This is a genomic window from Nonomuraea sp. NPDC001699 (genome assembly GCF_053596455.1).
This window is the reverse complement of sequence record NZ_JBSFGF010000020.1, coordinates 47,185-65,100: the sequence shown is the minus strand read 5'-3', so window position 1 is coordinate 65,100 and position 17,916 is coordinate 47,185. Positions and strand designations below refer to the sequence as shown.

17 protein-coding genes are annotated in these 17,916 nt (G+C 70.9%); 11 read left to right on the top strand and 6 right to left on the bottom strand.

Annotated features, from left to right (window positions below):
* Nucleotide 1: 1 nt before the first annotated feature.
* Both ACWCSU_RS39800 and ACWCSU_RS39795 read right to left on the bottom strand, forming a co-directional pair.
* Nucleotides 2-1,690, bottom strand: a complete 1,689-nt coding sequence (locus ACWCSU_RS39800; RefSeq protein ID WP_357704209.1) for an ABC transporter ATP-binding protein — start codon at nt 1,688-1,690, stop codon at nt 2-4.
* 55 nt (nt 1,691-1,745) lie between these two features.
* Nucleotides 1,746-2,921: an MFS transporter gene (locus ACWCSU_RS39795; protein ID WP_449941965.1), complete on the bottom strand. Its 1,176-nt coding sequence runs from the start codon at nt 2,919-2,921 to the stop codon at nt 1,746-1,748.
* A 45-nt stretch (nt 2,922-2,966) separates the two neighbouring features.
* On the opposite strand from ACWCSU_RS39795, the gene ACWCSU_RS39790 reads away from it, so the two are divergent.
* From ACWCSU_RS39790 to ACWCSU_RS39770, 5 genes are read left to right on the top strand one after another with little or no spacing between them, the layout of a single operon-like run.
* Entirely contained in the window at nt 2,967-6,479 is a 3,513-nt protein-coding gene (locus tag ACWCSU_RS39790) for a nitrate reductase subunit alpha (protein WP_449941964.1), read from the top strand.
* A complete protein-coding gene (gene narH / locus ACWCSU_RS39785; RefSeq protein ID WP_449941963.1) occupies nt 6,479-8,080 on the top strand; it encodes a nitrate reductase subunit beta in 1,602 nt (533 codons plus the stop codon). Before ACWCSU_RS39790 ends, narH begins: the two co-directional genes overlap by 1 nt.
* Complete coding sequence (gene narJ, locus ACWCSU_RS39780) at nt 8,077-8,631, top strand: nitrate reductase molybdenum cofactor assembly chaperone (RefSeq protein WP_357704201.1); 555 nt, start codon at nt 8,077-8,079, stop codon at nt 8,629-8,631. Before narH ends, narJ begins: the two co-directional genes overlap by 4 nt.
* Nucleotides 8,628-9,308 (top strand): respiratory nitrate reductase subunit gamma, encoded by a 681-nt coding sequence (gene narI / locus ACWCSU_RS39775; protein WP_357704199.1) that lies wholly within the window; start codon nt 8,628-8,630, stop codon nt 9,306-9,308. Before narJ ends, narI begins: the two co-directional genes overlap by 4 nt.
* Before the next feature lie 48 nt (nt 9,309-9,356).
* Complete coding sequence (locus tag ACWCSU_RS39770) at nt 9,357-9,977, top strand: phosphotransferase (RefSeq protein ID WP_357704197.1); 621 nt, start codon at nt 9,357-9,359, stop codon at nt 9,975-9,977.
* Nucleotides 9,978-10,029: 52 nt separating this feature from the next.
* On the opposite strand, the gene ACWCSU_RS39765 is transcribed toward ACWCSU_RS39770, so the two are convergent.
* A complete protein-coding gene (locus ACWCSU_RS39765; RefSeq protein WP_357704195.1) occupies nt 10,030-10,449 on the bottom strand; it encodes a spore-associated protein A in 420 nt (139 codons plus the stop codon).
* A gap of 159 nt (nt 10,450-10,608) precedes the next feature.
* A complete protein-coding gene (locus ACWCSU_RS39760) occupies nt 10,609-11,289 on the bottom strand; it encodes a phosphotransferase (protein WP_449941962.1) in 681 nt (226 codons plus the stop codon).
* 69 nt (nt 11,290-11,358) lie between these two features.
* On the opposite strand from ACWCSU_RS39760, the gene ACWCSU_RS39755 reads away from it, so the two are divergent.
* From ACWCSU_RS39755 to ACWCSU_RS39730, 6 genes are all read left to right on the top strand, one after another.
* The gene (locus tag ACWCSU_RS39755; RefSeq protein ID WP_357704192.1) at nt 11,359-11,745 is read left to right on the top strand and encodes a VOC family protein; all 387 of its coding nucleotides are present in this window, start codon (nt 11,359-11,361) and stop codon (nt 11,743-11,745) included.
* A 114-nt stretch (nt 11,746-11,859) separates the two neighbouring features.
* Nucleotides 11,860-13,014: an RtcB family protein gene (locus ACWCSU_RS39750; RefSeq protein ID WP_449941961.1), complete on the top strand. Its 1,155-nt coding sequence runs from the start codon at nt 11,860-11,862 to the stop codon at nt 13,012-13,014.
* Nucleotides 13,015-13,183: 169 nt separating this feature from the next.
* Entirely contained in the window at nt 13,184-13,489 is a 306-nt protein-coding gene (locus ACWCSU_RS39745) for a hypothetical protein (protein WP_357704188.1), read from the top strand.
* A gap of 22 nt (nt 13,490-13,511) precedes the next feature.
* Complete coding sequence (locus ACWCSU_RS39740; protein WP_449941960.1) at nt 13,512-14,231, top strand: Crp/Fnr family transcriptional regulator; 720 nt, start codon at nt 13,512-13,514, stop codon at nt 14,229-14,231.
* 31 nt (nt 14,232-14,262) lie between these two features.
* Nucleotides 14,263-14,988, top strand: a complete 726-nt coding sequence (locus ACWCSU_RS39735; RefSeq protein WP_357704184.1) for a Crp/Fnr family transcriptional regulator — start codon at nt 14,263-14,265, stop codon at nt 14,986-14,988.
* A 149-nt stretch (nt 14,989-15,137) separates the two neighbouring features.
* A complete protein-coding gene (locus tag ACWCSU_RS39730; protein ID WP_397038545.1) occupies nt 15,138-16,082 on the top strand; it encodes an anti-sigma factor RsbA family regulatory protein in 945 nt (314 codons plus the stop codon).
* Between the two features lie 11 nt (nt 16,083-16,093).
* Here the strand turns inward: ACWCSU_RS39730 and ACWCSU_RS39725 are convergent, their stop codons facing one another.
* Complete coding sequence (locus ACWCSU_RS39725; protein ID WP_357704180.1) at nt 16,094-17,254, bottom strand: CU044_5270 family protein; 1,161 nt, start codon at nt 17,252-17,254, stop codon at nt 16,094-16,096.
* On the bottom strand, nt 17,251-17,781 hold the full coding sequence (locus tag ACWCSU_RS39720) for an RNA polymerase sigma factor (protein WP_364098624.1): 531 nt from the start codon (nt 17,779-17,781) through the stop codon (nt 17,251-17,253). Before ACWCSU_RS39720 ends, ACWCSU_RS39725 begins: the two co-directional genes overlap by 4 nt.
* Nucleotides 17,782-17,916 lie beyond the last annotated feature (135 nt).

The window sequence follows — 17,916 nt, the reverse complement described above, 5'->3', positions numbered from 1 at the left end:
GTCAGCCCTCCCCTCGGGTCACGGTCGCGGCGTATTCGGGTGAGGCGTCCAGCAGGTGCCGGTGTGTGCCCTCGGCCAGCACCCGGCCGTCGGCCACGTAGATCACGTGGTCGGCCCGGTCGAGCACCAGCGGGCTGGTCGTGCAGATCATGGTGGTGCGGCCCGCGCGCGCCTTGGCCAGCCGCTCGGCGATGCGGGCCTCGCTGTGGGCGTCGACGGCGCTGGTGGGCTCGACCAGGATGAGCACCTCGGGGTCGGCGACCAGGGCCCGCGCCAGGCGCAGCCGCTGCTGCTGGCCGCCGGAGAACTCGCGGCCGGCCTCGGACACCAGGGCGTCGAGGCCGTCGGGCAGCGCCTCGACGATGTCCTCGGCGCAGGCGGCGTACAGGGCCTGGCGCACGTCGTCGTCGGAGGCGGCGTCGCGGACGTCGAGCTCGGCCCTGAGCCTGCCGGTGAACAGGCGGGCGTCGTTGCCGGCGACCAGGATGCGGGAGCGGATCTCGGCCATGGGCAGCGTGGCCAGCTCGACGGCGCCGAAGGTGACGTCGCCGGGCGCGTACCGGCCGAGCCGGTCGGCGATGGCGGCGGCCTCCTCGGGGGCGTCGGCCGCGACGGCGGTGAGCATGCCGGGTTGGAGGGTGACGCCGCTGTAGGAGTCGCGCAGCACGCCGCCGGCGCTGGTCTCGGTGCCACCGGCGACCTCGGGCTCGATCGACAGGATGCGGATGACGCGGCGGGCCGCGACGTGGCCCTTGGTGAGCTTGTCAGCGGCCTCGGTCAAGGTGCGCAGCGGCCCGATCAGGAAGGCGGCGTAGCCGTAGAGCGCGACGAGGTCGCCGGTGCTGATCTCGCCGCCGACCGCGAACGTGGCGCCGATGCCGGTGACGACCGCGACGAGCAGGCCGGGCAGCAGGATCTGGGCGCCTTCGAGCAGCGACTCGACCCGGGCCACGCCGACCCCGGCGTGGCGCACGCGCTGGGACTCCTCGCCGTAGCGGCCGGCGAACACCTGCTCGCCGCCGATGCCGCGGAGCACCCGCAGGCCGGCCACGATGTCGGCGGCCCTGGTGGACAGGTCGCCGGTCAGCTCGCGCTGCCGCTTCTGCCGCCGGTGCAGCGGCTTGAGCAGCGGCGAGACGGCGACCGCCATGAGCGGCACGCCGAACAGCACGAGCAGCCCGAGCGGCACGGAGGTCGTGAGCAGGATCACGGTGACCGCGACGATGGCCACGACCGAGCCGGTGCCGCGCAGCAGGATGTCCATGGAGCTGCCGATGTGGGCGATGTCGGAGTTGCCGACGCTGACGACCTCGCCGGTCGAGACCTTCTTGGGCAGCGTCGCCCCGAGCCTGGCGGCCTGCCGCGCGGTCACCTGGACGGTGCGGTAGGCCGCCGACAACCAGTTGAACACCGCCATCCGGTGCCGCATGATCCCGGTGAACGCCTGCAGCAGGCCCAGCCCGAGCAGGATCGACGCCCACGTCAGCAGCGCCCTCGTGTCCTTGGCCGTGACCGCGTCGATGCCCTTGCCGAGCACCGCGGGCACGAGCGCCTGCACCAGCCACCACAGGGTGGCGAAGCCGATGCCCGTCAGCAGGGCACGCGCCTGGCGCCGCGCGTTCCACCACAGGTAGCGGAGGGGGCTGCGGATGTCGGGCACGCCGGGATCGGCCTCAGGAAGGGAGCGCATAGCCTGACAAGGTTGACAAGCCATTGCCCGGCCCGGCAAACGGTTTTTCGCCAGGCTAACGCTCGGGCACGTGCCTGAAGGCGCGCACGGTGTAGAGCAGCGCGACCAGGGCGGTCAGCGCGAGCAGCAGGTAGCCGACCGTGTACGACCCGGACGCGCCGTAGACGGCCCCCATCACCAGCGGCGGGAAGTACCCGCCGAGCCCGCCGGCCGCGCCCACCAGGCCGGTCACCGTCCCCACCTTCGACGCCTCGACCAGCTTGGCCACGAGGGCGAAGACGCCGCCCGTGCCGAGGCCGAGGAAGCCGGCGATGAGCACGAAGCACGCCCCGGCGGGCACCTCGGCGGACGGCCGGAACGACAGCGCGACCGCCATCACGACGGTCCCGGCCAGCGAGATGAGCAGCACCTTGACCGGCCCGATCCGGTCGGACAGGGTGCCGCCGGCGGGCCGGGCGGCGACGGCGGCGATCGAGAACCCGGCCGCGCGCAGCCCGGCGCCGGTCTGGGCGAAGTGGTAGACGTTCTGGAGCAGGGTGGGCAGGTAGGTCGAGAACGCCACGAAGCCGCCGAAGGTGACGGCGTACAGGAAGGCGCACTGCCAGGTGGCCCTGATCTTCGTGGCCTCGCGCATCCGGGGCAGGGCCGGGGCGGTGGCGGGCGACCAGGCGGGGGAGTCGCGGCTGCCGCCGATCATGATCACGCCCATCAGGGCGAGCACCGCGGCCATGAGCAGGTGCGTGGGGAACCGGCCGAAGTCCTCGACCAGGCGAGGGGTGAAGAACGACGACAGCGCGGTCCCGCCCATGCCGGCGCCGAACACGCCGGTGGCGAAGCCTCTGCGCGCGGGCTCGTACCAGGCGTTGACGAACGGGATGCCGATGGCGAACGACGTGCCGGGGATGCCCAGGAGGAACCCCCAGAACAGCAGCCACCCGTACGAACTGGACAGGCCCACGAGAAGGACGGGCACGATCGACACGAAGCAGATGATCGCGAACATCCGCCGCCCGCCGAGCCGGTCGGCCAGCACGCCCACGGGGATGCGGCCGAGCGAGCCGACCAGCACCGGGATCGCGACCAGCAGCGAGGTCTGTGTCGGGGAAAGGTGCAGTTGCCTGCTGTAACTGCCGGACAGGGGACCGATGAGGTTCCAGGCCCAGAACGTCACGGCGAAGGCCGCCGTGGCCAGCGCCAGGTTCCGCACCTGACCTTTACGAAGCACAGCCATATACCCTGTGTAACAGAGAGTCACTTTCTGTGATGAAGTGGGGGTATGAGTGCCGAGGATCTCCTGCTGAAGACCGGCCGGTTCCTCCGCAGATCGGCCACCAGCGGCGACCTGCGGACCCTCTACCTGAAGGGGGGCACGGAAGGCGACGCCTTCTACCGCGACCGGTGGAGCCACGACAAGGTGGTCCGCTCGACGCACGGCGTGAACTGCACGGGCTCGTGCTCGTGGAAGGTGTTCGTCAAGGACGGCATCATCACCTGGGAGACGCAGGAGACCGACTACCCCGGCGTGGGCCCCGACCGGCCCGACTACGAGCCGCGCGGCTGCCCGCGAGGGGCGGCCTTCTCCTGGTACACCTACTCGCCGACCCGGATCCGCTACCCGTACGCGCGGGGCGTGCTGGTCCAGCTCTACCTGGAGGCCAGGGAGCGGCTGGGCGACCCGGTCGCCGCCTGGGCCGAGGTCACCACCGACCCGGACAAGAGGGCGGCCTACCAGGGCGCCCGGGGCAAGGGCGGTCTCGTCCGCGTCACCTGGGACCTGGCCGTCGAGATGGTCGCGGCGGCGCACGTGCACACCATCCAGGCGTACGGGCCCGACCGGGTGGCGGGGTTCTCCCCCATCCCGGCGATGTCGATGGTCTCGCACGCCGTCGGGTCCCGGTTCGTGTCGCTGATCGGCGGCACGATGCTCTCCTTCTACGACTGGTACGCCGACCTGCCCGTGGCCTCCCCTCAGGTGTTCGGCGACCAGACCGACGTCCCGGAGTCGGCCGACTGGTGGGACGCCGCGTACCTGATGATGTGGGGCTCCAACGTCCCGGTCACCCGCACGCCGGACGCCCACTGGATGGCCGAGGCGCGCTACCGGGGCCAGAAGGTCGTGGTGGTCTCCCCCGACTACAGCGACGCGGCCAAGTTCGCCGACGAGTTCCTGAGCGTGCGTCCCGGCACGGACGGCGCCCTGGCCATGGCCATGGGGCACGTGCTGCTGAAGGAGTTCTTCGTCGACCGCCAGGTCCCCTACTTCACCGACTACGTCAAGCGCTTCACCGACCTGCCCTTCCTCGTCACGCTGCGCGAGCACGAGGACGCGTACGTGCCGGACAAGTTCCTCACGGCCAAGGACCTGGGCTCGGCGGAGGAGGCGGCCGAGTGGAAGACCGTGCTCATGGGCGGGTCCGGCGAGCCGGTGGTCCCCAACGGCTCGGTCGGCTTCCGCTGGACCGACTCCGGCGAGGGCCGCTGGAACCTCGACCTGGACACCGACCCGAAGCTCACCCTGTACGGCGGCGAGTCGGCCCAGCTCCTGCTGCCGCGCTTCGACGGCGAGGGCGCCCTGCGCAGGGGCGTACCCGTCGCCCGCGTCGCCGGACGGCTGGTGACGACGGTGTTCGACCTGCTCCTGGCCCAGTACGGCGTCCCCAGGCCCGGCCTGCCCGGCCTCTGGCCCGGCGGGTACGACGACGCGGAGCAGCCGTGCACGCCCGGCTGGCAGGAGCCGGTCACCGGCGTCCCGGCCGAGCGGGTGGTCAAGATCACCCGCGAGTTCGCCAGGACGGCCGAGACCACCCGCGGCCGATGCATGATCATCATGGGTGCGGGCGCCACGCAGTGGTTCCACGGCGACACGATCTACCGGGCGTTCCTGTCGCTGCTGCTGCTGACCGGCTGCCAGGGGCGCAACGGCGGCGGCTGGGCCCACTACGTCGGCCAGGAGAAGTGCCGCCCGCAGAGCGGCTGGTCGGTGCTGGCCGGCGCGCTCGACTGGTCGCGGCCGCCCCGGCAGGCGCCCGGCACGCCGTACTGGTACCTGCACACCGACCAGTGGCGTTACGACCGGTTCGACGCGGGCGCCCTGACCTCGCCGCTCGGGCCCGGCGCGTTCCGCGGCAGGCACACGGCCGACCTGGTGGCCGAGGCCGTGCGCAACGGCTGGATGCCCATGTCGCCCGCCTTCGACCGCAACCCGCTGGAGCTGGGCGAGCACGAGGACCCCGTGGCGTACACGCTGGAGGAGCTGCGGCAGGGCAGACTCAGGCACGCCGCCGACGACCCGGACGACCCGGCCAACTGGCCGCGGGTGCTGACCCTGTGGCGGTCGAACCTGCTCGGCTCGTCGGCCAAGGGCAACGAGTACTTCCTGCACCACCTGCTGGGCGCCACGTCCAACCTGGAGCACCCGGACGAGGAGGCGCCGAGGGGCAAGCTGGACCTGCTGCTCACGCTCGACTTCCGGATGACCTCCTCGACGATCTACTCCGACGTCGTGCTGCCCGCCGCCACCTGGTACGAGAAGTACGACCTGTCCTCCACGGACATGCACCCGTTCGTGCACGCCTTCAACCCGGCCATCTCGCCCCCCTGGGAGACCAGGACGGACTTCGCGGCCTTCCACGCCATCGCCAGGGCCTTCAGCGCGCTGGCCAAGGAGCGGCTGGGGGTGCGCAAGGACGTCGTGGTGGTCCCGTACCAGCACGACACGCCGGGCGAGACCGGGCAGCCCGGCGGGCGCGCGTCCGGCACGCCGGAGCCGACGCTGAAGGTGGTCGAGCGCGACTACGGCGCGGTCGCGGAGAAGCTGGCCGCGCTCGGCCCGCTCACCGAGAAGCTGGGCCTCCAGGTCAAGGGCGTCACGTTCACGCCGGACGAGGAGGTCGCCTGGCTCGGCCAGCGCTGCGGCCTGGTGCCGCGCGGCGTCGCCAAGGGCCGGCCGGAGCTGGACACCGACGCCAAGGCGTGCGAGACGATCCTCGCGCTGTCGGGCGTGAGCAACGGCAGGCTGGCCGCCCAGGGCTTCCGCCAGCTCGCCCGGCGCACCGGCGGCAACTTCGACGACCTCGTGGACGAGGGCCACCGCATCGTCTTCGCCGACACCCAGGCGCGGCCCACGCACGTCGCGGCCAGCCCGGAGTGGTCCGGCAAGGAGGCGCACGACCGCCGCTACTCGCCGTTCACGATCAACGTCGAGAACGGCAAGCCCTGGCACACGCTCACCGGCCGCATGCACTTCTTCCTCGACCACGACTGGATGCACGAGTACGGCGAGGCCCTGCCGATCTACCGCCCGCCGCTGGACATGGCCGAGCTCTTCGGCGAGAGCGCCACCCTGCGCTACCTGACCCCGCACTCCAAGTGGTCGATCCACTCCGAGTACCAGGACAACCTGCTCATGCTGTCACTGTCGCGCGGCGGTCCGACCATCTGGATGTCCACCGAGGACGCGACCCGGCTCGGCATCGCCGACAACGACTGGATCGAGGCGGTCAACCGCAACGGCGTCGTCGTGGCCAGGGCCATCGTGTCCCACCGGATGCCGAAGGGCACGGTGTACATGTTCCACGCCCAGGACCGGCTGATCGACGTGCCGAAGTCGGAGGAGACCGGCCGCCGCGGCGGCATCCACAACGCACTGACCAGGGTCCTGATCAAGCCCACGCACATGATCGGCGGCTACGCCCAGCTCTCGTACGCCTTCAACTACTTCGGCCCCACGGGCAACCAGCGGGACGAGGTCACCACCATTCGCCGCAGGTCGCAGGAGGTGCGCTACTGATGAAGATCATGGCTCAGATCGCCATGGTGATGAACCTGGACAAGTGCATCGGGTGTCACACCTGTTCCGTCACCTGCAAACAGACCTGGACCAACCGTCCCGGCGTCGAGTACGTCTGGTTCAACAACGTCGAGACCCGCCCCGGCCAGGGTTACCCCCGCCGGTACGAGGACCAGGAACGCTGGCGGGGCGGCTGGAAGCTCGACCGCAGGGGCCGGCTGACGCTCCGCGCCGGAGGACGGCTCCGCAAGCTGGCGAACATCTTCGCCAACCCGCTCATGCCCTCCATCCAGGACTACTACGAGCCCTGGACCTACGACTACGAGAACCTGACCCGCTCCCCGCTCTCCGACGACGTCCCGGTCGCGCCGCCGAGGTCGCTGATCAGCAACGAGCCCATGAAGATCCGCTGGAGCGCGAACTGGGACGACAACCTGGGCGGCGACCCGTCCCCCGACCCGGTGCTGGGGAAGCTGTCGGAGCAGGTCAGGCTGGAGTTCGAGCAGGCGTACATGTTCTACCTGCCGCGCATCTGCGAGCACTGCCTGAACCCCTCCTGCGTGGCCTCCTGCCCGTCCGGGGCCATGTACAAGCGGGCCGAGGACGGGATCGTCCTGGTGGACCAGGACAGCTGCCGGGGCTGGCGGATGTGCGTGACGGGGTGCCCGTACAAGAAGGTGTACTTCAACCACCGGACCGGCAAGGCCGAGAAGTGCACGTTCTGCTACCCGCGGGTCGAGGTGGGGCTGCCGACGGTGTGCTCGGAGACCTGCGTGGGCCGCCTGCGCTACCTCGGGGTCCTGCTGTACGACGCCGACCGGGTGAGCGAGGCCGCCTCGGTGCCGGACGAGCGCGACCTGTACGAGGCTCAGCTCGGCGTCTTCGTGGACCCCGACGACCCGGCCGTGGCCACGTCGGGGCTGCCCGCCGACTGGATCGAGGCGGCCCGCAGGTCCCCCGTGTACGACCTGATCACGAAATATCGCATAGCGCTCCCCCTGCACCCGGAGTACCGGACGCTGCCGATGGTCTGGTACGTCCCGCCGCTCTCCCCCGTCGTGGACGCCCTGGCGAACACCGGGCACGACGGCGAGGACGCCGACAACCTGTTCGCCGCCATCGAGTCGCTGCGCATCCCCGTGGAGTACCTGGCCGAGCTGTTCTCGGCGGGCGATCCCGTGCCGGTGACGGCCGCGCTGCGCCGCCTGGCCGCGATGCGCTCGTACATGCGGGGGGTCAACCTGGGCCAGGAGCCGGTCCTGCCGGACACCGGCCTGACCGAGGACGACATCAAGGCCATGTACCGCCTGCTGGCCCTGGCCAAGTACGACGAGCGGTACGTCATCCCGACCGCGTACGGCAACGTGCCCGGCGTGGTCGAGGAGGCCGGATGCAGCCTCGACTACTACGGCGGCCCCGGCATGCAGGCCCCCTTCGGGGAGGCGTCGGGCAAGCCGCTCCCGGTCTCCGTCGAGTCCTTCCACGGCCTCAAGGACCGCCAGACCAGCGACGAGATCACCCACGACCGGGTGAACCTCCTCAACTGGGACGGCCGGGGCAGGCCGGCAGGGCTCTTCCCGCCGAAAAAGGGAAAATCATGAACAAGGCCGTGATCTGGCAGGCCGCCGCACACCTGCTCGCCTATCCCGACGAACGTTTCCACCGCCGCCTCCCGCTGATCAGGGAGGCCGCCGAACCGCACTTCGCGGCGTTCCTGGCGCGGATCGCGGACATGGAGGCGGGCGACCTGGCCGCCCACTACGTCGAGACGTTCGACCTGCACCGGCGCTGCTGCCTCTACCTGACCTACTACACCGACGGTGACACCCGCCGCCGCGGCGCGTCCCTGGCCGCGCTCAAGCAGCGTTACCGCGTGGCCGGGTGGGAGCTGATGGAGGACGAGCTGCCCGACTTCCTGCCGGTCGTGCTGGAGTTCGCGGCGCTCGACCCGTCCGGCGTGGCGGTGCTGAGGGAGCATCGCATCGGGCTTGAGCTGCTGCTGTCCGCCCTGACCGGGCTGGGCTCGCCGTACACGGAGGTGATCGGGGTGGTCTGCGCGGCGCTGCCGCCGCTCACGTCCGCCGAACGCGCCGCCGCGCAACGCCTGGCCGCAGGGGGGCCGCCGGCCGAGACCGTGGGAGGTTACCGGTGAGCTGGGGCGAGAGCATGCTCTGGACGGTCACGCCGTACGTCACCCTGGTGATCTTCATCGGCGGGCTGGTCTGGCGGTACAAGTACGACAAGTTCGGCTGGACCACCCGGTCGTCGCAGCTCTACGAGAGCCCGCTGCTCCGCGTGGCCAGCCCGGTGTTCCACTACGGCCTGATCTTCGTGATCATCGGGCACGTCACCGGCCTGCTCGTCCCGATCTCCTGGACGGACGCGGTCGGCGTGTCGAACGAGGCGTACCACGCCAACGCCCTGATCTGGGGCGGCCTGGCCGGGCTGGCCACGCTGGTGGCGCTGGTCCTGCTGGTCTACCGCCGCCGTACGAACGGGCCCGTCTTCCTGGCCACGACGAAGAACGACAAGACCATGTACGTGGTGCTCGCCGCGGCCATCATCGCGGGCGTGGTGACGACGGTGGCGGGGTTCGTGCCGAGCGAGGTGAGCTACCGGACGACGGTCGCCCCCTGGTTCCGCGGCATCTTCGCCCTCAACCCGGACACCGCGGCGATGGGGCAGGCGAGCATCCTTTACAAGGTGCACACCGTGATCGGGATGGCGTTGTTCGTGCTTTTCCCGTTCAGCCGCCTCGTGCACGCCCTTTCGGCGCCGATCACCTATTTGTTCCGCCCTTACATCGTGTATCGGGCCCGGTCCCGATAGCGCGCCGCACCGCCCGGAACGGGGGCGGGTGCGCCAGAATCGTTGGCTGTGGAGCACGGGTACACCAACAGCACGGTCGGCGACGGCGCTCTGGTCGTCAAGTGTTACCAGGGCCCGGAGGCCGCCTTCAGGCTGGGCACGGAGAGCAGGTACCTGCGCCGCCTGCGCGGCCGGCTGCCGGTCCCGCGGGTCCACCAGATCACCGCCACGAGCCTGACCACCCGCTTCGTGGCCGGCGTCCACGGCCAGGACCTCCTGGACGAGGGCCGCGCCGCCGAGGTGCTGGCCGAGTGCGGCCGGGTCCTCGCCCGCATCCACCGCCTCGGCATCGTGCACGGCGACTACGGGCCCCAGAACCTGCTGTTCGACCCCGCCACGTTCGAGACCACCGCGATCCTCGACTGGGAGTGGGCCCACCCGGGCCGGCCGGTGGAGGACCTCGCGTGGTGCGAGTGGATCGTCCGCAGCCACCACCCCGAGCACGTGTCCCTGCTGCCGCGCTTCTTCGACGCCTACGGCGGCCCGGTGCCGGCGTGGACCGAGCGGCAGGCGTCGATGGTGGCGCGCTGCCGCGACCTGCTGGAGTTCTGCGGGCGGTGGGAGCCGGGCGGGGGCGGCGAGAAGCTGTGGCGGGAACGCCTCGACCTCACGGCCGCCTGGAGCGCCTGACGCGCCCCCCGGTGCCCGAGCCCCGGGGCCGAGGCTCGGACGTCCTGACGGATCAGCCGCAGTGGCTCCAGCCGCTGGTCCACACGTACGGCGACTCGTCCCAGGCGCCGCCCCACTTGACGCAGGTGTTGCCGGCGGACAGGATCACCGGTCCCGCGTACGACTTGAACTCACCGGCGTCGGACTTGGTCGCGCCGCCCTGCACGCTCAGCGTCGCCCGCATCCACCGCGTGTACGGCGTCTTGTTGACCGTCACGACGCAGTTCTTGCCGGTGCCGGAGTTGTAGGACAGGTAGATCGTGCCCAGCGCCGTGCTGCCGGACTTGAACGGGTGCGAGTCGATGACGCGGAACCCGGACCCGCACACGCCGGCCGGGTCCACGGCGGCGGTGGCGGCCTGGGCGGGCAGGACGCTCGCCAGCCCGCAGGCGAGCACACCCGCAGTGAGGAGCGTCTTGGTGATCGTGCGCATGTTCATCCTTACTGTCGCTCTTGATCGTCCGTCAGCTTCGCGCAGCAAGTGATCAACAAAGCGAACAGCAGGCGAACAACACACAAATGCGATTTCGGCTCCCCCGTAATCCACAGCCCTCCCGGCCCGGCCAGGGACGACCGCGCAGGTACGGCGGGGTCACCCCAGAGCGGCGGCGAGCCGCGTGATCTCGCCCACAGCCGCGCCGAGCCCGGCGATCTCCGCCGCGCTGAGCGTCGGGTTGGCCTCCCGCCTGGCCCTGGCCGCCGCCAGATGCTCCTCCCCCGGCAGGGCGTCGCCGAGCCCGGCCAGCAATCCGCCCAGGACGGCGTGCGCCACGTCCGCGATCCCGGTCTCCGGCCGCACCGCGACCTCGGCCAGGATCACCGCGGACATCGCGCGGTCGAGCGCGGGCGGCCCCTCCTCGGCGTTGGCCCAGTCGATCACCATCGGCCCCCGGGGCGTCAGCATGACGTTGTCGGGATGCAGGTCGAGATGGAGCACCCGGTGCCCGGGATCGGCCGCCGTCCGCGCCGGGATCTCGTGCAGCCCGCGCAGCAGCCGCGCGAGGATCGTCCCCGCCTCCCGGGGCTCCATCCGGCCGGCCAGCACGGCGTGCAGCATCGTGGGCCCGGCCAGGCGTTCCATCACCAGGTCGGCCGGCCCGTGACCGCCCGGGTACACCCGTGGGACGGGATAGCCGCGGGCCGCCACGTGAGCCATGACCTCCGCCTCCCGGCGGCTGTCCACCGGGAACCGGTTGCGCCGCAGCACCCGGCCGTCCCCGAGTGCGTACACGTCCGCGGTGCGGCCCGTTCCCAGCAGCTCGCCGATCTCCATCAGGCCCCTTCTTGTGGTGTCGGAGAAGTGTCGCGCGACATGCGCCCCGCTTTGGGGCAGGATCCCACCATGGTGTCGGTATTGCAGAACGTCGCGATCGACTGCGCGGATCCGTACGAGCTGGCCAGGTTCTGGAGCGAGGTGACCGGCTGCCCCGTGCACCCGGAGGACCGTCCAGGGGACGAGGAGACCCGGGTGATGCTGCGGGAGGGCCCGATCCTGCACTTCAACAAGGTGCCGGAGCCGAAGGCGGTCAAGAACCGGCTGCACCTGTGCCTGCGTCCCGACTCCACGCGTGACGAGGAGGTGGCACGCCTGGTGCACCGGGGGGCCACCCTGATCGCCGACCTCCGCGAGCCGGACGGCACGGGCTGGGCGGTGCTCGCCGACCCCGAGGGCAACGAGTTCTGCGTCCTGCGCAGCGCCGCCGACCGCGCCGCCGCCGCCCACCCATAGGCGGATCCCGCGCACGGGGGCAGGCGCCCATAAATGCCGCATTAGATAAAATGAGTGGGAATTCCTCCCTGGTCCAGCCAAACTGATCACCAACCAGTGAGGAGATCTGAATTCATGCCGAACCAGCCCGCACCGAATTTGCTGTCGTGGGCCAGCGAGATCGACGAAGGCGCGATCATGCAGGCCGCACGTACCGCCCGCCTGCCATTCGTCTCCGGCCACGTCGCTCTCATGCCTGACGCGCATGTCGGTATCGGCGCGACGGTCGGCTCGGTGATTCCCACGGAGAATGCCATCATTCCCGCCGCCGTCGGCGTGGACATCGGCTGCGGCATGGTGGCCACGGAAACGACGCTCACGGCCTCGGACCTTCCCGACACCCTGGCCGCCCTGATGCCGATGGTGGAGCGCCGCATCCCCGCCGGGGTCGGCAAGGGCCACGAGGACCCGTCGATCGACCGTACGCTGAGCGACCTCGGCGTCCCCTACACCGACCTCAACCCGAAGCAGACCAGGAAGGTGGCCGAGCAGTTCGGCACCCTCGGCTCCGGCAACCACTTCGTGGAGGTCTGCCTCGACGAGCGCGACCACGTCTGGACGGTCCTGCACTCGGGATCGCGCGGCATCGGCAACCAGCTCGCCCAGATGCACATCACGGGCGCCAAGAAGCTGATGAGGAAGCAGGCCGTCGGCCTGGAGGACCCGGACCTCGCGTACCTCGTCCAGAGCACGCCGGAGTTCACCGCGTACATCGAGGACATGCTGTGGGCCCAGCACTACGCCATGGCCTCGCGTGCCCGCATGGACAAGGTGCTGATCGACGCCCTGTTCAGGGTCGTCGGGACGGGCCGGCGCGTCCGCACGATCAACTGCCACCACAACTTCACCCAGCAGGAGACCCACTACGGCAAGTCCCTGTGGATCACCCGCAAGGGGGCCATCAAGGCCGACACCGGCGACGAGGGCGTGATCCCTGGCTCGATGGGCACCCGCTCCTACATCGTGCGCGGCCGGGGGAACCCGGAGTCGTACAACTCCTGCTCCCACGGTGCGGGACGCCGCATGTCGCGCACGAAGGCGAAGCGGGAGTTGTCGGCCCGCTCGCTGACCGAGGCGATGAAGGGCCGCACCTGGAACGCGGACCGCGCCGCCGCCCTGGTGGACGAGCACCCTGAGGCGTACAAGCCGATCGACCAGGTGATGGCCGACCAGAAGGACCTGGTCGAGGTTCAGCACACCTTGCGCCAGATCTTCAACTACAAGGGCTGACCGGGGATGTCCCGCCCGCGGGACATCCCCTGCGTCACCGCTGTTCTCCCAGCTCCCGGAGCGACACTGACAGCATGTCGAATTGCACTCACGGTGAGTCGCCTGAAGGGCAACGTCGTCGCCCGAGGGAGGCGATGGTTGGGGTGGACCCCGACAGAGGAGCAGCGACATGGTCAGGCGAAGAGCGGACCGGGAGCCACCGACCGAACTGACCGCCGGCGCGGTCGGCATCATCGTGGTGGGTTTCGCCACCCAGACAGGCCCATTGCACGCCACCTGGGTCGCACAAGGAGCTGCCGGGACGATCTCCCTGATCCTCCTCCTTCTCACCGCCCTCGCCCTGCTGGGAACGCTGGCCGCCTGGACGACGGCTAAGTACAGTTCCGTGGCGAGGGCGATGTATCCGCGGCTCGCCATGACGGGAATCCTCCTGTTCGTGGCCTGGCTGTTCACGGCGACCGCGTTGCCGGGCTGATCCACGACCGCTAGGAATGGTGATGCAGCCACCTCCAGACGCAGGCGGCCCCTCCGCCTCCTCCTTCGCCTTCTGGGAATCCCTGCAACCGGAGGATCGGGATCACCTTGAGGCCGTCGGCCACCTCCGGCGTTTCCAGGCGGGCGGCATCCTCATGCGCAGCGGCGATCCCGCCGAGGAGGTGCTGGTCGTGCGGAAGGGCGTCGTGCGGATCTACATCGCCGACGCCGAGGGGCACGAGGTGATGATCAACGTCCTGGGAGTCGGCGCGGTCGTCGGCTCGTTCGAGGCCGTGGAGCAGGACGGCCGGATCGCGACGGCACAGGCGATCAACGACGTCATCGCGCTGTCGCTGACCATTGAGCAGTTCGTCGGATTCCTGAACTCCCGCACAGAGGGCTGGGCCCTCATGTGCAAGATCCTGGTCGGGCACATTCGACAGTCGAACCGCGCGCGACTGGCCTATCGCGTGCTCGACGCGCGCCAGCGACTGGCGCTTTCCATTCTCGACAACCTCGACGCCCTACAGAATTACTACGACGAGAGCCCCGAGGAGAAGAACACCCTCCCCTTCAGCCAGAACGAGTTGGCGGGCATCATCGGAGCAAGCCTTTCCACCGTCGCCCACATACTCGCCGGCTGGCGCAAGCGCGGGATAGTCAGGACTCGCAAGAACTCCTTGGTCGTCGACGACACGCTTGCCCTCCGCAAGATAGCCGGGAATCCCAAGTGGATGGGATGACCCGCGCGGCATTCGATCAGCGGGAGCGGACGTGAACCGATACGACTATCTGGCCCACATCCTCGACTCGGACCGAACAGATCCGGGAGCCGTCTTCTGGACCGCGCTCACCCCGGACGAGCAGCAAGCCCTCGCCGACCTCAGCCAGGAGCAGCTCTTCCACCGCGACGAGCCGCTCATGAGAATCGGGGAGCCCCCGATCTGCGTGATGGTCATCCAGTCCGGCTTCGCGAAGGTGCTGTACTCCGACGCCGAACGCACCGACTGCCTGGTCACCGTCATCGGACCGGGAAACCTGGTGGGAGAGTTCGAGGCCATCGACGGAGGGCGGCGCCGGGCCACCATCGTCGCGCTCGACGAGACCCGGGTCTACCGGCTGAGCACCAGGAAGTTCCTGGACTTCATCGAGGAGCACCGGCACGCCGACCTGATACTCAAGCAGTCGCTCATCTCCAGGTTCAGGGAGGTCAACCGGATGCCGCTGTCCATGGCGTCGCGCAAGCCCTCCCAGCGGCTCGCGCTGCTCCTGCTCGACCTGCTCTCGCGCTACGGCACCGACGGCCCCGAAGGGCGCTGCGTGACGGTGCCGCTGACCCAGGAGGAGATCGCCAACTGGGTCGGGGTCAACCGCCAGATCGTCAACAAGCTCCTCGGCTCGTGGCGAAGCGAGGGCATCCTCCGTGTGGCCCTACGTCAGGTGACGGTGCTCGACGCCGATCGCCTGCTTCAGCAGGCGTACCGGCGGTCCATTGGCTAGGGTGACCGACATACGCCCTGTATGCGCGCACCCGGGAGATATACCGTTGAGTACGGCCCGACCCCTCCGACTGCTTGTGGCGGCGGCCTCGTGCGGCAGGCCGAAGGCGTGTCCATGAGCGGTCCCGTCGCCGAGAGAACGGGGCGCACATGATCGCCGTCGCCGACCAGCCGGACGAGCACCCGCTGGTCCACCAGGCGCTCGTCTACTCCAGCGACGCCGGTTTCCTGGCGGTGGCCGTCCCCTTCTGCCGCGACGGGCTGGCCGCGCGGGAGAAGGTGCTCGCGGTGACCACCGCCGCCAACATCGCCCTGCTCACGCGGGCCCTCGGCGACGACGCCGGCGGGGTCGAGTTCGTCGAGACCGGCGGCTGGTACGACGCCCCGGGCCGCACCCTGGCCGCCTACGGCCGCTACCTGGACGGCAACCCCCGGGTCAGGGTCATCGGCGAGCCCGTCTGGCACGGCCGCACGCCGCTGGAGGAGACCGAGTGGACCCGGTACGAGTCCGCGGTCAACGCCGCGTTCGCCGCCCGGTCCGCCTGGATGGTCTGCGCCTTCGACGAGCGGGCGGTGCCGGACCGGGTCGTCGCCGGCGCCCGGCGTACCCACCCTGGGCTGCTGACCGGCGACGGCCCCCGTGCCAGCCCGGACTACGTCGAGCCCGGGTCCTTCACCTGCGCCGCCGATCACGACCCGCTCCCGCCGCCGCCTCCCGGGGCGGCCGCGCTGCGCTTCGACGGCGACCTGCACCGGGTGCGCCGGCACGTACGGGCGACCGCCGAACGGCTCGGCCTGTCCCGCGCCCTGACCGACCGCCTGCTGCTGACCGTCAACGAGGTCGCCGCCAACGCCGTCGAGCACGGCGGCGGACACGGCGACCTCGCGATCTGGACCGACGGGAACGCCGTCGTGTGCGACGTGACCGACCCGGGGAAGCTGACGGCCGTCCTGCCCGGCTACCTGCCGCCCGCCCCGACCGCCCTGCGCGGGCACGGCCTGTGGGTGGTCCGCCAGCTCTGCGACCTGCTGGAGGTGCGTTCCGGCCCCTCCGGGACCCGGTTCCGCCTGCACCTGAACCTGCTTCCCGGCTGAGCGGGCCCGTCTCAGCGCTTGGGGCCGGCGTCCGTCCAGCCGGACTCCAGGACGGCCTCGGAGCTCGACACCGTGCCCGGCTCCAGGACCGCCATCGCGCCGCGCGGCTCGACCACGATGCTCTCGGTGCCCAGTGCCCGCCCGGTGGCCTCGTCGAAGATCAGGCGGCTCTCCCGCACGCCGGTCCTCTTGTCGTTCGCCCGCAGGGCCGCGGCCGTGCCGGTACGTCCCTCGGCGTCGGTGACGTTCTCGATGACCTTCACCGAGTCCAGCCCGGCCAGCATGCGGAAGGCGGCGCCGCGCACCTGCGGGGTCACCGGCATGTCGACGATCAGCCCGACGCTGACCGCGAACAGCCAGTCGTCGGAGGACATCTTCACGCTGGACGACTCGGTCGAGTGCCCGGTGTAGGAGTCGAGCAGCCACTTCTTCAGCTTCGCCGGCTCGTCCGGCAGGCCGCGCAGGTCCTTCATCGTGACGTTGCGGCCCAGCCAGAAGACCTTGTCGCCGTCCACCAGGGAGCTGTGCGAGGTCGCGGGCTTGCCGGAGGCGGTCGACAGGCGCATCGGGGCCACCTTCTTCACCGGCACGACCACGTCGATCTCGCTGGGTGACCCGGCCTGCTCCCAGGCCAGCCGGTCGGCCTCGCCGGCGGGCTCCGCGCCGAGCCGCTGCTGGCGGCTCCACTGGTCGCCGCCGGTCGCGCGCGGCGTCCACTCGTCGTTGCGCTGCCGGTCCACGACCAGGTAGCCGCCCTTGACGGCGGGGTAGACGTACCTGCTCACCGACGAGGTGTACCACCAGTCGCCGGTGCCGTCGGGCTGCCGGTCGGCCTTCTCCGCGGCGGCCAGCAGCACCTCCCTGGCCGACAGCGTGACCTTGCGCGGCGTCGCGGACGCGCTCTCCCCGGCCTGCGGCACCTGGCCGTCGGCCTGCGGAGCCTGCCCGCCGGGCTGCGGCGCCGCGTTCCCCGCCACCACGACGGCCACCGCCGTCGCCCCCGCCGCGAGGGCCGCGAGCCCCCACACCGGACGCACGACCGCGCGCCGCCGCCGGGGCCGCCGGGCGCCCGACATGGCGCGCGCGAGCTCGGCGGCCCTGGTGCGCTCGTCCACCGGCCGGTCGCCGAGGTGCGCGGGCCGGGCGGCCCGGAGTTCGTCCATCGGGTTCATGACCACTCCTCGCTGAGGTTGCGCACGTAGGGACGGGACGGTTCGGACGACTCCATGGCCCGGGCGAGGCGCTTGCGGGCCCGGTGCAGCCGTACGCGGAAGGCCGCCGAGGAACAGCCGACGACCCGGGCGCCCTCCTTGGGCGTCAGCCCGTGCCAGGCGACCAGCATGAGCACCTCCCGGTCGTCCTCGTGCAGCTCGGCCAGCGCCCGCAGCACGCCCAGGCGCTCGGTCACCTGCTCGGCCACGTCCGGACGGCCGTCCTCGGTCCAGGTGCCCAGCTCGGCGGCCAGCGCGTCCCTGCGCGCCTGTGAGCGGGCGTCGTCGCGCAGGAGGTTGCGCGCCACGCCGAGCAGCCACGGCAGCGGCGGCTCGGGCACGTCGTCCAGCCGCCGCCAGGCGATGGCGAACGTCTCGCTCACCACCTCGTCGGCCACCTGCCGGCCCGCACGACTGACCACGTAGGCCCACACCCGTTGTCGGCATTCGTCGTACATGCCGGTGAAACGGTGGGAATCATCCGTCACCGCGCAGCCCCTTCGTCCCTGGTGCGTTCTTCTGACACCGGGAAGTGGTGCGAGCACCCCTGTTGTTACAGCTCGTCCAGAAAAAAGCAGGAGCCCCGCCCCGGTGGCGTTCCGGGACGGGGCCTGCTCGACCTG

What these genes read in the sequence shown, in the direction of transcription:
- ACWCSU_RS39800 (WP_357704209.1), bottom strand. Translation starts at nt 1,690, where the DNA reads ATGCGCTCCCTTCCTGAGGCCGATCCCGGCGTGCCCGACATCCGCAGC.
- ACWCSU_RS39795 (WP_449941965.1), bottom strand. Translation starts at nt 2,921, where the DNA reads ATGGCTGTGCTTCGTAAAGGTCAGGTGCGGAACCTGGCGCTGGCCACG.
- ACWCSU_RS39790 (WP_449941964.1), top strand. Translation starts at nt 2,967, where the DNA reads ATGAGTGCCGAGGATCTCCTGCTGAAGACCGGCCGGTTCCTCCGCAGA.
- narH (WP_449941963.1), top strand. Translation starts at nt 6,479, where the DNA reads ATGAAGATCATGGCTCAGATCGCCATGGTGATGAACCTGGACAAGTGC.
- narJ (WP_357704201.1), top strand. Translation starts at nt 8,077, where the DNA reads ATGAACAAGGCCGTGATCTGGCAGGCCGCCGCACACCTGCTCGCCTAT.
- ACWCSU_RS39765 (WP_357704195.1), bottom strand. Translation starts at nt 10,449, where the DNA reads ATGCGCACGATCACCAAGACGCTCCTCACTGCGGGTGTGCTCGCCTGC.
- ACWCSU_RS39760 (WP_449941962.1), bottom strand. Translation starts at nt 11,289, where the DNA reads ATGGAGATCGGCGAGCTGCTGGGAACGGGCCGCACCGCGGACGTGTAC.
- ACWCSU_RS39755 (WP_357704192.1), top strand. Translation starts at nt 11,359, where the DNA reads ATGGTGTCGGTATTGCAGAACGTCGCGATCGACTGCGCGGATCCGTAC.
- ACWCSU_RS39750 (WP_449941961.1), top strand. Translation starts at nt 11,860, where the DNA reads ATGCCGAACCAGCCCGCACCGAATTTGCTGTCGTGGGCCAGCGAGATC.
- ACWCSU_RS39745 (WP_357704188.1), top strand. Translation starts at nt 13,184, where the DNA reads ATGGTCAGGCGAAGAGCGGACCGGGAGCCACCGACCGAACTGACCGCC.
- ACWCSU_RS39740 (WP_449941960.1), top strand. Translation starts at nt 13,512, where the DNA reads ATGCAGCCACCTCCAGACGCAGGCGGCCCCTCCGCCTCCTCCTTCGCC.
- ACWCSU_RS39730 (WP_397038545.1), top strand. Translation starts at nt 15,138, where the DNA reads ATGATCGCCGTCGCCGACCAGCCGGACGAGCACCCGCTGGTCCACCAG.
- ACWCSU_RS39725 (WP_357704180.1), bottom strand. Translation starts at nt 17,254, where the DNA reads ATGAACCCGATGGACGAACTCCGGGCCGCCCGGCCCGCGCACCTCGGC.